This window comes from Alicycliphilus sp. T452, from assembly GCF_054512775.1.
Map to the genome: position 1 here is coordinate 23,530 of NZ_JBTNEH010000035.1, position 12,789 is coordinate 36,318.

The following is a 12,789-nucleotide window of genomic DNA, read 5'->3' on the forward strand; positions in this document are numbered from 1 at the left end:
CTATATTTTTTGAAGCATCCGCGCACGGCGCTTGCGCGCCCAGATCACGATGCCGGTGACCGAGAGCATGGCCACCATGAGCCCCATGAACGACATGAGGATGCGCCCCGTCAGCCCCAGGATGCGCCCGGAGTGCAGCGGCAGCTGCAGCTGCACGAACACGTCGGCGGCGGTGCCGTACCAGGGGCGGTGCGTGCCGAGCACCTCGCCCGTCCCGGAGCTGACGTAGACGTTCGACAGGCCCATGCCCATCGCGCCCGACTCGTCGCTCGGATCGAAGAACGAGACGTTGTAGAACGGGAAGTCGCCGCCGTACCAGATGCCGCCCGGCGGGTGCGCGAAGCCCAGGCGCTCGCCCTCGCGGCGCGCGATGGCGATGGCCTCGGCGAAGCCGATGCGCGGCGCGATGAAGGTGCCCAGGGGCGCGGGCGTGAGCGTTTCGTAGGGGCCCGGGGTGGTCGTCGAAATCTTGCTCATCACCGGATAGAACACCTCGCGGTAGAGGTTCAGCGAGAACGAGGTGAACGACACGACGATGATGACGCCCCACACCCACAGCCCCCCGGCGCGGTGCAGGTCGAAGTTGAGCCTGTAGCCGCCCGCGCGCCAGCGCACCGCCCACGCGGGGCGCCAGCGGCTGGCCCAGGTGCGCGCCGAACGCGCGGCCTGGCGCGGAGGGAAGGTGAGGTAGAGCGCCACGAAGCTGTCGATCAGCCACACCAGCGCCACGCCGCCCATGAGCCAGAAGCCCCAGCGGTCGCTGCCCCGGAAGGCGGGCATGTGCAGGCTCTCGTGCAGGTGGCGCAGCCAGGGCATGAGGTTGCGGCGGCTGAGCGCGATGCTGCGCGCGTCGCGGTGGCCGATGATGCGGGCCGTGACCGGGTCGACGTAGACGGTGTTGTAGTCCAGCGCGTATTTGGCGCCCGTGGCCGGGTCGGTGCGCGGGCGCACGAGGAAGGAGGCCGCGTGGCCCTCCTCCAGCCCCAGCGTCATGTAGCTGATCTCGGCGTGCGGATCGTCCGCCTCCACGGCGGCGGCGAGCGCCAGCGGGTCCTGCAGCGGACCGCGGCCGGGCGTACGCATGATGTCGGCGTTGAGCCACTCGTCGATCTCGTGGTCCCACGAGATCACCGCGCCGGTGAGCCCGGCGACGATGAGGAACAGGGCCACGGCGAGCCCCATCCAGCGGTGCACGACCGTCCAGAAGGCGCGCATCAGAAATCGACGCTGGCCATGAGCGAGAAGGTGCGCGGCGCGCCCAGCACGAGGTAGCCCGAGGACGCATAGCCGCCCGCCGAGGCCCAGTAGTCCTTGCCCAGCGCGTTGTCCACGCGCGCGTTCAGCGTGACGAGCCTGCCGCCCACTTCCAGCAGGTAGCGCGCGCCCAGGTCCAGCCGCGTCCAGCCCGGCACGCGCAGGGTGTTGGCCGCGTTGGCGTACTGGGCGCCGGTGTAGAGCAGCCGCGCGTTGAGCGCGAGGCCGCGCGCGCCCGGAACCTCCCATTCGGCGCCGATGTTGGCCTGGCGGCGCGGCACGCCAACGACGCGCTTGCCGTCGTTGGCGCCGCCGGCCGTGCGCAGGTACTCGGCATCCAGCAGCGTCAGGCCGCCCAGCAGGCGCAGGCCCCTGGCGGGTTCGCCGAACACGTTGAACTCCACGCCGCGGTTGCGCTGCTCGCCGAACACGCCGAAGACGTTGTTCTGCACGTAGGCGCTGGGCTTGCTGGTGGTGAAGAAGGCCGCGCTGGCGCCGACGGCGCCGCCGTCGTACTTCACGCCCACCTCCTTCTGGCGCGAAACGTAGGGCGCGAACACCTCGCCGGGGTTGGTGATGTCCTGGCCCGAGGCGGTGTCGCCCTTGGCCAGCCCTTCGATGTAGTTGGCGTACAGCGCCACGTCCGGCCGCGCCTTGAACACGATGCCGGCCATGGGCGTCACGCGGCTCTTGTCGTAGCGGCTCTCGCGCGCGCCGGTGTTCACGTTGAAGCCCTCGTCCTTGATCGTCTGGCGGCGCGCGCCCAGCGTGAACAGCACGCGGCCGTCCATGAAGTCCATCGTGTCGGCCAGCGCCAGGCTGGACGTGCGGATGCGCTCGGTCTCGAGCGGGCTGCCCAGCGCGCCGCCCAGGCCGGTGAGCGGCGGCGCGGACAGGGCCACGGGGTCGTAGATGTTGTTGGCAAGGCCCGTGGCGTAGTTGTAGCCCCAGGCGTTGCGCTCGCTGGCGTCGAAGCCCGTGAGCGACGCCACCACCGTGTGCTTGACGCCGCCCGTGCGCAGGGTGCCGCGCAGGCCCAGCTCGCCCGTCTTCACGCGGTTCTCGCGCGTGTTGTCGAAGCGGTTGATCGTGGCGCTGCCGGTGCTGCCGGAGAGCGTCAGGCCCGAGAGCGCGTTGTCCTCCTTGCCGCGGCGCACGCCCAGCGCGGCCCAGCCGGTCCACTGGTCGCTCAAGTCGAACTCGCCGCGCACGGTGCCGAACAGGTCGCGGCTGTCCGAATGCGTCCAGGGCTGGGCGAAGTTGCGGCCGGCGTCGGGCGCCGACGGGACCGGCAGGCTGGCCGACGGCGTGAGCGCGGGCCGGGGCGCGTGCAGCTTGTGCTCCTGGTAGCCGAAGTCGGCCGAGAGGCGGGCCGCGCGGCTGCGCCAGTCCAGCCCCACCGCCGCGGCGGTCATGCGCATGTTCTCGCCGTCCACGCCCGTGTCGCCGTCGCGCCGCGCGAGGTTCAGGCGCAGGCCCGTGGAATCGTCCGGGCCGAAGCGGCGGCCGATGTCCGCCGCCGCGTAGCCCTGGCCGCCGGACTGCGCGCCCAGCGTCACGCGGTTCAGGGGCTCGTTGCCCGCGCGCTTGGGCACCACGTTGATGAGCCCGCCCAGGCCGCCGCCGCTCACGCTGCCCGCGCCCGCGCCGCTCAGGAACGCATTGGCGCCGCGGAACACCTCCACGCGCTCGACGAACTCGGCCGCCATGTACTGGCGCGGCACCAGGCCGTAGAGGCCGTTGTAGGCCACGTCGTCCGAATACACCGTGAAGCCGCGAATGAAGTACGCCTGCTGGAAGTTGCCGAAGCCGCGCGCCTGGCGCACGGACGGGTCGTTGAGCAGCACGTCGCCCACGCTCTGCGCCTGCTGGCTCTGGATCAGCTCGCTGGTGTAACTGGTGGTGGAGAACGGCGTGTCCATGAAGTCCTGCGTGCCCAGCAGGCCCACGCGCGCGCCGCGCGCCACCTGCCCGCCCGCGTAGGGCTTGGCCAGGCCCTGGGCCGATGCGTCGGCGCTGGCCTCCACGGTCACGGCGGCCAGGGTGGGCGTGCCGCCAGGAGCCTGGGCCTGCGCGCCGGCGGCGCCCGCCGCGAGCGCCAGCCCCACGGCTGCGGCAATGGGCAACAGCGGGAAGCAGGTAGTGCTGGGTTTCATGATAGAAAGACAAACGAGAAATATTCGTATTATCTTTCAATTCAACGCCCGCGAAAAATAGGCCTGCAGGCCAATCAGGCAAAGCGCAGGCAGCTCGCTTTTACATAGCAATCTGCCTGATAGGGATTTCAGTGGTGGTGCCCGTGCCCGCCATGCACGTGGCGGTGGGCGATCTCCTCGGGCGTGGCGGCGCGCACCTCGGTCACCTTGCAGGCGAAGCGCAGCGCGTGGCCGGCCAGCGGGTGGTTGCCGTCCAGGTGCACCACGGGGCCCTTGATCTTGACCACGTGGAACATCTGGGGCTGCCCGTCGGCGCCCGGGCCCTGGAGCTGGCCGCCCACCTTCACGCCGGGCGGGAATTCGCTCTTGGGGATGGTACGCACCAGGCTCTCGTCGCGCGGGCCGAAGGCGTCCTCCACGGCCAGATCGACGGTGGCGGCATGGCCCGCGGCCTGGCCTTCGAGCGCGGCTTCCACCTTGGCGAAGATATTCTCGTAGCCGCCGTGCAGGTAGGCCACGTGGCCGGAATCGAGCGGCTTGCCGGTGGCGGGGTCGGTGATCTTGTAGCTGATGGTGACGGCGGTGTCTTTGGCGATGTGCATGGCGCGCGGTTCAAGAAAAAGGAATGCGCCATTGTCCCGCACGCGCGCCGCACGTCACTCAAGCCGCACGCCCGTGGCCTGGACCACCTTGCGCCATTTCTCCACGTCGGCCGCGATGTCGCGCGCGAACGCCTCGGGCTTGTTGGCCACGGGCTCGGCGCCCAGGTCGCGCAGCTGCCTGGCCACCTCGGGCTGCTGCACGGCCTGCGCCACGGCCGATTGCAGCGTGTCGAGCACCGCCTTGGGCGTGCCCGCCGGCGCCAGCAGGCCGAACCAGCCCGAGACCTCGTAGCCCGGCACGCCGCTCTCGGCCACCGTGGGAATGTCGGGCGCGCCGGGCCAGCGTTGCGGCGTGGTCACGGCCAGCGCGCGCACCTTGCCGCCGTGCACGAAGCCGATGGTGGAGGGCAGGTTGTCGAAGCCCGCCTGGATCTGCCCGCCGATCAGGTCGGTGAGCATGGGCGCGGCGCCCTTGTAGGGCACGTGCGTCATGTCCACGCCGGCCATCATCTTGAGCAGCTCCGCGCTCATGTGCGGCGAGCCGCCGGGACTGGTGGAGCCGAAGTTGATCTTGCCCGGCTGCGCCCTGGCCAGCGCCAGCAGCTCGCCCAGCGTCCTGGCGGGCACGCTCGGGTGCACCACGACGATGTTGGGCGTGCTGGCGACCACGGTGACGGGCGCGAAGTCCTTCACGGCGTCGTAGGGCAGGTTCTTCTGCAGCGCCGAGTTGATGCCGTGCGAGCTGGCCGTGCCCATGACCAGCGTGTAGCCGTCGGGCGCGGACTGCGCCACGGCCACCGCGCCGATGGCGCCGCTCGCGCCCGCGCGGTTCTCCACCACGAAGGGCTGCCTGAGCCGCTCGGCCAGCTGCGCGGCGGCGATGCGCGCGATGATGTCCGTGGTGCCGCCTGCCGGGTAGGGCACGACGATGCGCACCGGCTTGGCGGGGTAGCTCTGGGCATGGGCCAGCGCGGCGCAGGCCGAGAGGGCCAGGGCCGCGAACCTGCGAAGGATCCTGTGCATGGGTCTGTCTCCTTGCTGTGCATCAACGTTTCACGAGAGGACAGCGGCTGTTCGACAGCGGCTGGAATGCTTCTTCCTGCGGCACCACGGCCTTGATGGCAAGGTAGTCCCATGGATAGCGCGATTCCGAAGGTTTCTTGACCTGCGCAAGGTACATGGGATGCACCATCGCTCCATCGGGCCGAATGGTCCCGCCGCGCACGAAGACGTCGTTCACGGGCAGCTCGCGCATCTTGGCCATCACGGCCCCGGTTTCGTCGGTGCCGGCCGCCTTCACCGCTTTCAGGTAGTGCGTCACCGCCGAGTATTCGCCCGCCTGCGCCGAGGTGGGCATGCGCTTGTGGCGCTCGAAGAAACGCTTGGACCATGCCCGGGTCTCGTCGTTGAGATCCCAGTAGAAGCCCTCCGTCATCATCATGCCCTGCGTCAGGCGCAGGCCCAGCGCATGTACGTCGCTGATGTACATGAGCAGCCCCGCGAGGGATTTGCCCGACTGCACGAGGCCGAAGTCGTTGGCTGCCTTGATGGTGCTGATCGTGTCCGCGCCCGCATTGGCCAGGCCGATGACCTTGGCCTTGGAGTTCTGCGCCTGCATGATGAACGAGGAGAAATCGCTCGCATTGAGCGGGTGGCGCACAGAGCCGAGCACCTGGCCGCCCGCGGCCTTGACGAGGTCCGCCGTGTCTTTTTCCAGCGAATGGCCGAAGGTGTAGTCCGCCGTGATGAAGAACCAGGAATCGCCTCCGGCCTTCGTGACGGCGCGGGCAGTGACGTTGGCCAGCGTCTGGGTGTTGTAGGTCCAGTGCACGCTGATGGGGCTGCAGTCCTCGTTGGTGAGGCGGCTTGTGCCGCCCGCAGCGGCGGAGATCAACACGGGCTTGTTCTTGGCACGCCCCACGTTCACGGCGGCAATGGACGTGGCGCTGGAAGCCACGTCAGTGATGGCATCGACCTTCTGCGTGTCGAACCACTCGCGCGCCTTGGTGGACGCGATGTCGGGCTTGTTCTGGTGGTCCGCGTAGATCACTTCGATGGGCTTGCCGAGCACGGTGCCGCCGAAGTCCTCCACCGCCATGCGCGCAGCCAGTACCGAGCCGGCGCCGCCGATATCGGAGTAGGGCCCGGCCATGTCGAGCAGCAGGCCGATGCGAACCACGCCATCGGATATGCCACTCGCGTGCACCGGCGCGCCCAGTGCCAGGCCCAGGCTCATCGCGGCGGTGGCGGCCAGCGCCGCCGGTTTCTTTTTCATGCTCGTCTCCTTTGAAATGGTTGTCGAATCGGATCGGCCCGCAGCTAATGGGCCCCGCCTTGCAATTCGGGCACCTCCAGGCGATAGACCCGCGCGGCCGTACCACCGAACAGCGCGGCCTTCTCAGTGGCCGACGCGCCTGCCGCGAGGCGCTTGAATGCGTTCCACAGCACGCCGTAGCCGCAAGACGCCTTGTCCACCGGGAAGTTGCTCTCGAACATGCAGCGGGCGGGACCAAAGGCTTCGATGCAGCGTTCGATGTACGGCCTCCAGGCCCGCGCCAGCTCCTCGGAGGAAGGCGGCAGCCCGCGCCGGTGGAAGTCGAACCCGGTGAACGCCATGCCCAGCCCGCCGAGCTTGGCCGTCACCTGCGGCCTCTGCGCCAACCGCCCGATGTCCGCGCTCCAGCGACTGAAGACCTCGTCCTTGCGCCCCTGGTACGGGCCCATGCCCAGCGGCGTGCCCGCATGGTCGAGAACGATGGACGTTTCCGGGAAAGCATCGGCCAGCGCAACGAGTTCGCCGAGCTGTGGATGGAACATCCATGCGTCAAACGACAGGCCCAGGGGCTGCAGGCGCGCGAAACCACGGCGGAACGCCGTATCGGCCAACAGTCCCGGCGGCAGCGGCGGCAAATGGGTGCGAAAGGCGTCATCGCGTGCATTGAGCCGGCGGATGCCTCGAAAGCGGCCCCCTCCTTCTGCAATGTGCGCCTGCAAGACCTCCTGCACCGCGTCACCCAATTGCAGGTCTGCGAAGCCCACGATGCCGCTGCACATCCGTACGTCTGCCCCAGCCTGCCGCGCTTCATGCGCCATGCGCACGGCAAAACGCGTCTCGCCCACCGGACGCAGTGCCTGCGGGCCGCTGTCGAAGTAGCCGTGGTGGCATTGCACATGCACCGTGGCAACCACGCGATGGCCCTGAGCCAGGTCTTGCAACAACTGCGGGGCAAAGTAGCCGCCGTCGCGGTCCCAAAGGTGGTGGTGCGGATCGACGATGGGCAGGTCCGGCTCCAGCGCCGGTTCGCTCACCTGACGGAGCCAGCGCTCGTTGATGCCGGGGTGCGTGACGAGGGGACGGGCATCCGCTGCAGCGTTCGTGTCCATGCCCGGCTCCTTCAGGCGGAACGCCGCTCGCGCAGCAGCGGCGCCAGCGCCTCGGGCACATCGAGCTCGAAGCCCAGGATGGCCGCCGACAACGCCTTGCCGTAGTTGTCCAGCGACAGGCTGCGCGAGACGCCGCCGCCCAGGGCGCCGTGCGCGACGAAGTTGAGCGCGTGCAGGTTCTCCGCCTCGTAGCGCAGCACCTCGCCGGTGATGGCCTCGCGGTGGAAGGCCTTGAAGCGCTCGGCGGTGAGCTGCTCCCTGAGCAGCGGATACAGCGCGGGTTCGTAGGCGAACACGGCGATGTTGGAGGTGTTGCCCTTGTCGCCCGAGCGCGTGTGGGCCACCTGTTCCAGTCGTGCCTTCATGGCGGTCGCTCCCCTGTTCAGCTCGTGAAATAGTCGATGTGCGCCGCCACCTGCTCGCGCGGCACGAGCGAGGACCACACGCCGATCACCTCGCGCGTGCGCTCCTGGTGCGGCACGCGCTTGCCGGTGTGGCCCACGCCGGAGACGGCCATGCCGTCCACCTCGCGGCCGACCTTGGCGGCCTCGGCGCGCGTGCGGGTGCGCGCGGCCACGCGCACGGCCACCTCGTAGGGCTCCGGCGCATCGGGCGGCGTGGCCGCGCCGTGGATGGCGTTCAGCCCCAGGAAATCGATGCGCACCTCCTCGGCGTCGAGCTGCACGATCCTGAAGCGCTCCTCCAATATCTTTTTGGCGAGCTGCGCGCGGCGCAGTGCGCCGGGGCCGGCGTAGAAGAACATGTCCTCGCCGATGAAGCCCTCGGTACAGCCCATGGAAACCTTGAGCGTGGGCGTGCGCGGCGTGCCCGTGAGGCCGGTGACGCGCACGCGGTCGGGGCCCAGCGGCTCGATGCGCGCGCGGGTGAAGTCCACCACCACGTCGGGCGTGATGTAGTTGGCGGGGTCGTGCACCTCGTAGAGCATCTGCTCCTTGACGGTCTGCGCGGTGATGGCGCCACCCGTGCCCGCCACCTTGGAGAGCGTGACGTTGCCCTGCGCATCCACCTCGGCAATGGGGAAGGCGAAGTTCCACGGATCAGGCACGTCCTTGAGGCCCGGGTCGGCGAAGTAGCCGCCCGTGACCTGCGCGCCGCATTCGAGCAGGTGGCCGATGCCGCTGCCCGCGCCGATCCTTTCGTGGTCGAGCGGGTCCCAGCCGAACTCGTACACCATGGGCGCGAGGAACAGCGACGGGTCGGCCACGCGGCCCGTCACGACGATCTGCGCGCCCTCGCGCAGCGCCTGCACGATGGGCTCGGCGCCCATGTAGGCCTCGGCGGAGATCAGCGTGTCCTTCAGCGTGGCCGTGGGCTGGCCGTTTTCGAGGATGGTGGGCGCCAGCTCCAGCACGCGGTCGGTGATGAGGCTGCCGCCCACGGCCGCGACCTTCACGCCCGCGATGCCCAGCTCGCGCAGCAGCTCCACGATGCGCCGGGCCGCGCCCTGCGGGTTGATCCAGCCCTGGTTGGAGACGATGCGCGTGCCCCGGCGCATGCAGGCGGGCAGCACGGCGCGCATGCGGTCGTCCAGGTAGGTGTCGTAGCCGGGAAAGGACGGGTCGCGCCGCGCGCGCACCTGCGCCGCTGACACGGTGGCCTCGGCCATGGTCTCGAAGCACAGGTAGTCGAGGTCGCCGCGCTCGGCGTTGAGCTGCGCGGGCTCCACGCGGTCGCCCCACCAGGCCGCGCCCGAGCCGATGCGCAGCAGCTTGTTCTCACTCATTCGCGTTGTCTCCGTTCTGGGTATGCAGGGCATTCTGTAGAGTGAAGACTGGGCAGACAACGCATGCGGCGGCAAAGCGCATGTGAACGGATTTCACAAAGGGTGCCATGGACAAGTTCGGCGAACTGCAGGTGTTCCTGCGCGTGGTGGAGGAAGGCAGCTTTTCCGGCGCGGGCCGCAGGCTGCACCAGTCGCCCTCGACGATCAGCAAGCTGATCGCGCGCATGGAGGCGCGCCTCGGCGTGCGGCTGTTCGAGCGCGTGGCGGGCGCCATCCGCCTCACGCAGGAGGGCGAGCGCTTGCGCGCGGCGGGCGAGCAGGTGGTGCAGGCGATGGAGGAGGCCGAGGCCGGCGTGCGCGTGGCCGATGCCGAGATATCGGGCACCGTGCGCATCCACACCGCGCTGACCACGGCCAAGTACCTCGTCGCGCCCCGGCTGCCCAGGCTGCTGGACAGGCACCCGCGCCTGCACCTGGACTTCGTGCTGGGCACGGAGCGCGGCGACTTCATCCGCCAGGGGCTGGACGTGGCCATCCACAGCGGGCGGCCCACGGAGCAGACGCTGATCGGCCGCCCGCTCATGGTGCGGCCCTGGGTCATCGCCGCCGCGCCGCAATACCTTGCGCGCCACGGCACGCCGCAGCGGCCCGAGGATCTGCTGCGCCACCGGTGCCTGAACTTCACCATCCGCACGCAGTGGAACCGCTGGACGTTCCACGACGAGGGCGGGCTCAAGACCATCGACATCCCGAACTACATCGGCGCGAACCAGGGCGAGCTGCTGCGCACCTTCGCGCTGCTGGGGCTGGGCGTGGTGCGGCTCGCGCGCTTTCACATCGCGGGCGACCTGGAATCGGGCGCGCTCGTGCCGCTGCTCACGCAGTACCAGGAGCGCACCGAAGACGACCGCTTCTACCTGCTCTACCCGCGCGGGCGCTCGCTCGCGCCGCGCGTGCGGGCGGTGGTGGACTTCCTGGCGCAGGAGTTCGGCGCCTGACGCTCAGAGCGTGTTGACCCAGGCGGCGCGGTGAATTTATGGATAAATCGGCCCACAGCGCTTTCACAGCAAGCGCCAGCAGCTCTCATTTGAAGAGCATCAGGCACCCTTGCCGCACAGCGGCAGGTAGAGCTCGGTGCGCCAGGCGTTGGCATCCGAGCCGATCTCGGGGCCGGTGATGTAGCACTCCCACATCTCGCCGGTGGCGGCCAGGCCCTGCGCGGCGATCCAGGCGCGCAGGGCGGCCCAGGCCTGCGGCAGGTCTTCATAGTAGCCGCGGTACAGGGTGCGCGCCACGCGCATGGCCGGCCATTGGCCCGGGCACACGTGGCCCGCCGGGCGCACGGGCCGGTCCACGGCCACGCCGACCTCGCAGTCGAAGCTGTCGGTCGGGCCGCGCAGGTGGTGGGTGAACAACGGGCCCGCAGCCTGCGCGCCCTGGGCCTTGATGCGGTCGAGCAGTTCGCGCACGCCGCGGCCCATGGTGCATGGCAGTTCCTCGCGCGGGCAGCAGACGCGGATCACGGCCGTCGTGCGCGGGGGGCTGATGTCGATGATCTGCGGTGTCTCGATCATGATCGCCTCCGACGCAATACGGAACTCGGCCGGGCGGCGCGACGGCCTCCGGGGCCTTTCCCGATCGTAGGCCCGAAGCGTGCATCATGTCTGTAGGAGAACGCCGGGCGCTGGTAACACCAGGCCCGCATGACTTCAGCGCCGCCGCCCCAGCCACCACCCCGCGGCCAGCCCCACGGCGCCCAGCACGGCCACCAGGCCGGCCGTGCCGGCCATGCGCTGGCGCTGGCCGCCGTCGATGGCGGTCTGGCGCGAGGGGGAAAACAGGTTGCCCTCGGTGAGCGGCGCGGGCGCAGCATGGCGCAGCCCCCGGTCGCCGAGCCAGCGCAGCGCGCGCGCCGTGCCCTGGGGCGCGAGCGCATGGGCCAGCCGCCCGGGCAGCGCGCCCAGGCCCAGCCAGGTCACGGCGCGCGGCTGCGGACTGTCGGCCAGGTCCACGATGGCCTGGGCCACGGCGCGCGGGTCCACCATGGGCAGCGGCGCCCGCAGGCGCCGGCCCGTGTAGTTGGCGCCGTGCGACAGGCCGGGCGTGTCGACCACGGTGGGGGCCACGTCGCAGACGTGCACGCGCGGCAGGTCGGCCACCTCGGCGCGCAGGCTCTCCGACAGGCCGCGCAGTCCGAACTTGCTGGCCGCGTAGGCCGCGGCATAGGGCGTGGGCAGCCAGCCTCCCAGCGAGATGAGGTTCACCAGCAGCCCGTGGCCCTGGTCGCGAAAGCGCGTGAGCGCCGCGTGCGCGCCGTGCAGGTGGCCGAGCAGGTTGGCCTCGATCACGCGGCGGTGGGCCGCGATCGGCACGCCCTCGAAGCGCCCCACGGCTCCCACGCCCACGGCGTTGACCCAGATGTCGATGCGCCCGAAGTGGCGCACCGCCTTGTCGGCCAGGGCCTGCACGGCCTCGGCGTCGGTCACGTCGGTGGGTATGCCCAGCGCCCGGCCGCCCTCGGCATGGCAGGCCAGCGCCACGGGGGCGAGCGTGTCGGCATTGCGCGCGGCCAGCACCACGCGCGCGCCGCGCCGCGCGAAGGCCAGCGCCGTGGCATGGCCTATGCCGCTGGAGGCGCCGGTGATCACCACCACCGGCTCGGGCGGGGCGGCGGTCAGGCAATGCGGGGCGGCGGGCGGGGTCTGGTTCATGGCGTGGTGCGGGTAGTGGCTGCTATCCCTCTTTTGTAACCGCTGCGCCGCCATGGCGGCGTAGGACAGCGCCCGCGCCTGTGCGTTCCAAGCAGAAACACGCTGCAACGCCCGTACAGCAAGCTCTTGCAGCTATCACGTCAAGAGCAATCAGGGCAATGGCCTGGGGCCGAAGCGCACGAGCAGCCCGCGCGGCGTGACGCTGATGCTCTCGGGCTGCAGGCCCATGGCGGCGATGGGCGCGAGGTCCTTGTCGCGCAGCTGGTGCAGCACCACCTCGCGCAGCGACTGCTCGGCCAGCTGCTGGCCGTAGCGCTGCAGCAGCTCGGACGCCTGGGGCTTGAGGCCATCGAGGCGCAGCGCGTTCACGTGCAGCCGGTAGGCGCGGATGCTGCGGTCCGCGGGTTCGTAGCGCAGCGCGAAGTCCACGTCGAACACGCCCGTGTGCCGGCGCGCCAGCAGCGCCCCCGTGGCCGCCAGGTCGAACACGGCGTTGACCTGGTCGCGCTCGGGCAGCAGGGCCAGGCGCGGCGCCTGCAGCTGCAGGTCCAGCAGGCCGCCCAGCGGGTAGCTGCGCGGGAAGCGCTCGGCCAGCGCCTGCTGCATCTGCTGCGTGCTGATGGTGTAGCCGGACTGCGCGCTGGCGCAGCCGGCCAGCAGGGCCAGGGCGCCAGCGGCGGTGTGGGTCAGGAGGAGTCTGCGCTGCATGGTGGTGTGCTTCTCGAAACGTCCCATTGTGCTGATGCCCGCGCCGCTGCGTGCAACCGGCTGCATCACGCATGCGCGGCCATCAGAACGTGTTCATGATCTCAGAGCCTGTTTGCGATCTTCCGACCTCAGACAATAGGGGTGTGAAAAGAAAGCAATACCCGAGCGACATCAGCCGAGAGAAGTTTGCCGAGATAGAGCTGTTACTGCGCAGCGTCAGGCGCACGACG

The 12,789-nt window shown here is 70.1% G+C and carries 12 protein-coding genes; 1 reads left to right on the forward strand and 11 read right to left on the reverse strand.

Going from position 1 to position 12,789, the window contains the following annotated elements; translation table 11 throughout:
* The 8 genes from ACX12L_RS21160 to ACX12L_RS21195 all read right to left on the reverse strand — a co-directional run bounded on the left by ACX12L_RS21160 (position 1) and on the right by ACX12L_RS21195 (position 9,140).
* Positions 1-1,215, reverse strand: a complete 1,215-nt coding sequence (locus tag ACX12L_RS21160) for a PepSY-associated TM helix domain-containing protein (RefSeq protein ID WP_459264403.1) — start codon at positions 1,213-1,215, stop codon at positions 1-3.
* Positions 1,215-3,410, reverse strand: a complete 2,196-nt coding sequence (locus ACX12L_RS21165) for a TonB-dependent receptor (RefSeq protein WP_459264404.1) — start codon at positions 3,408-3,410, stop codon at positions 1,215-1,217. The genes ACX12L_RS21160 and ACX12L_RS21165 overlap by 1 nt, the downstream gene beginning before the upstream one ends.
* 128 nt (positions 3,411-3,538) lie before the next feature.
* Complete coding sequence (locus ACX12L_RS21170) at positions 3,539-4,012, reverse strand: FKBP-type peptidyl-prolyl cis-trans isomerase (protein ID WP_459264405.1); 474 nt, start codon at positions 4,010-4,012, stop codon at positions 3,539-3,541.
* Between the two features lie 54 nt (positions 4,013-4,066).
* Positions 4,067-5,035 carry a Bug family tripartite tricarboxylate transporter substrate binding protein gene (locus tag ACX12L_RS21175; protein ID WP_459264406.1) on the reverse strand — a complete coding sequence of 323 codons (969 nt, stop codon included), beginning with the start codon at positions 5,033-5,035 and terminating at the stop codon, positions 4,067-4,069.
* A gap of 22 nt (positions 5,036-5,057) precedes the next feature.
* On the reverse strand, positions 5,058-6,287 hold the full coding sequence (locus ACX12L_RS21180; protein WP_459264407.1) for an ABC transporter substrate-binding protein: 1,230 nt from the start codon (positions 6,285-6,287) through the stop codon (positions 5,058-5,060).
* A 44-nt stretch (positions 6,288-6,331) separates the two neighbouring features.
* Positions 6,332-7,396, reverse strand: coding sequence for an amidohydrolase family protein (locus ACX12L_RS21185; RefSeq protein WP_459264408.1), 1,065 nt, complete (start codon positions 7,394-7,396; stop codon positions 6,332-6,334).
* A gap of 11 nt (positions 7,397-7,407) precedes the next feature.
* The gene (locus ACX12L_RS21190) at positions 7,408-7,761 is read right to left on the reverse strand and encodes an AtuA-related protein (protein WP_459264409.1); all 354 of its coding nucleotides are present in this window, start codon (positions 7,759-7,761) and stop codon (positions 7,408-7,410) included.
* Between the two features lie 17 nt (positions 7,762-7,778).
* Entirely contained in the window at positions 7,779-9,140 is a 1,362-nt protein-coding gene (locus ACX12L_RS21195; RefSeq protein WP_459264410.1) for an acyclic terpene utilization AtuA family protein, read from the reverse strand.
* Between the two features lie 107 nt (positions 9,141-9,247).
* Between ACX12L_RS21195 and ACX12L_RS21200 the strand changes: the two genes are divergently transcribed.
* Positions 9,248-10,138: a LysR family transcriptional regulator gene (locus ACX12L_RS21200; RefSeq protein WP_459264411.1), complete on the forward strand. Its 891-nt coding sequence runs from the start codon at positions 9,248-9,250 to the stop codon at positions 10,136-10,138.
* A 99-nt stretch (positions 10,139-10,237) separates the two neighbouring features.
* On the opposite strand, the gene ACX12L_RS21205 is transcribed toward ACX12L_RS21200, so the two are convergent.
* From ACX12L_RS21205 to ACX12L_RS21215, 3 genes are all read right to left on the reverse strand, one after another.
* Complete coding sequence (locus ACX12L_RS21205; RefSeq protein ID WP_459264412.1) at positions 10,238-10,714, reverse strand: GyrI-like domain-containing protein; 477 nt, start codon at positions 10,712-10,714, stop codon at positions 10,238-10,240.
* Positions 10,715-10,849: 135 nt separating this feature from the next.
* A complete protein-coding gene (locus ACX12L_RS21210) occupies positions 10,850-11,851 on the reverse strand; it encodes an SDR family oxidoreductase (RefSeq protein WP_459264413.1) in 1,002 nt (333 codons plus the stop codon).
* A 150-nt stretch (positions 11,852-12,001) separates the two neighbouring features.
* A complete protein-coding gene (locus tag ACX12L_RS21215) occupies positions 12,002-12,559 on the reverse strand; it encodes a DUF1439 domain-containing protein (protein ID WP_459264414.1) in 558 nt (185 codons plus the stop codon).
* Positions 12,560-12,789 lie beyond the last annotated feature (230 nt).

What these genes read in the sequence shown, in the direction of transcription:
- ACX12L_RS21160 (WP_459264403.1), bottom strand. Translation starts at nt 1,215, where the DNA reads ATGCGCGCCTTCTGGACGGTCGTGCACCGCTGGATGGGGCTCGCCGTG.
- ACX12L_RS21165 (WP_459264404.1), bottom strand. Translation starts at nt 3,410, where the DNA reads ATGAAACCCAGCACTACCTGCTTCCCGCTGTTGCCCATTGCCGCAGCC.
- ACX12L_RS21170 (WP_459264405.1), bottom strand. Translation starts at nt 4,012, where the DNA reads ATGCACATCGCCAAAGACACCGCCGTCACCATCAGCTACAAGATCACC.
- ACX12L_RS21175 (WP_459264406.1), bottom strand. Translation starts at nt 5,035, where the DNA reads ATGCACAGGATCCTTCGCAGGTTCGCGGCCCTGGCCCTCTCGGCCTGC.
- ACX12L_RS21180 (WP_459264407.1), bottom strand. Translation starts at nt 6,287, where the DNA reads ATGAAAAAGAAACCGGCGGCGCTGGCCGCCACCGCCGCGATGAGCCTG.
- ACX12L_RS21185 (WP_459264408.1), bottom strand. Translation starts at nt 7,396, where the DNA reads ATGGACACGAACGCTGCAGCGGATGCCCGTCCCCTCGTCACGCACCCC.
- ACX12L_RS21190 (WP_459264409.1), bottom strand. Translation starts at nt 7,761, where the DNA reads ATGAAGGCACGACTGGAACAGGTGGCCCACACGCGCTCGGGCGACAAG.
- ACX12L_RS21195 (WP_459264410.1), bottom strand. Translation starts at nt 9,140, where the DNA reads ATGAGTGAGAACAAGCTGCTGCGCATCGGCTCGGGCGCGGCCTGGTGG.
- ACX12L_RS21200 (WP_459264411.1), top strand. Translation starts at nt 9,248, where the DNA reads ATGGACAAGTTCGGCGAACTGCAGGTGTTCCTGCGCGTGGTGGAGGAA.
- ACX12L_RS21205 (WP_459264412.1), bottom strand. Translation starts at nt 10,714, where the DNA reads ATGATCGAGACACCGCAGATCATCGACATCAGCCCCCCGCGCACGACG.
- ACX12L_RS21210 (WP_459264413.1), bottom strand. Translation starts at nt 11,851, where the DNA reads ATGAACCAGACCCCGCCCGCCGCCCCGCATTGCCTGACCGCCGCCCCG.
- ACX12L_RS21215 (WP_459264414.1), bottom strand. Translation starts at nt 12,559, where the DNA reads ATGCAGCGCAGACTCCTCCTGACCCACACCGCCGCTGGCGCCCTGGCC.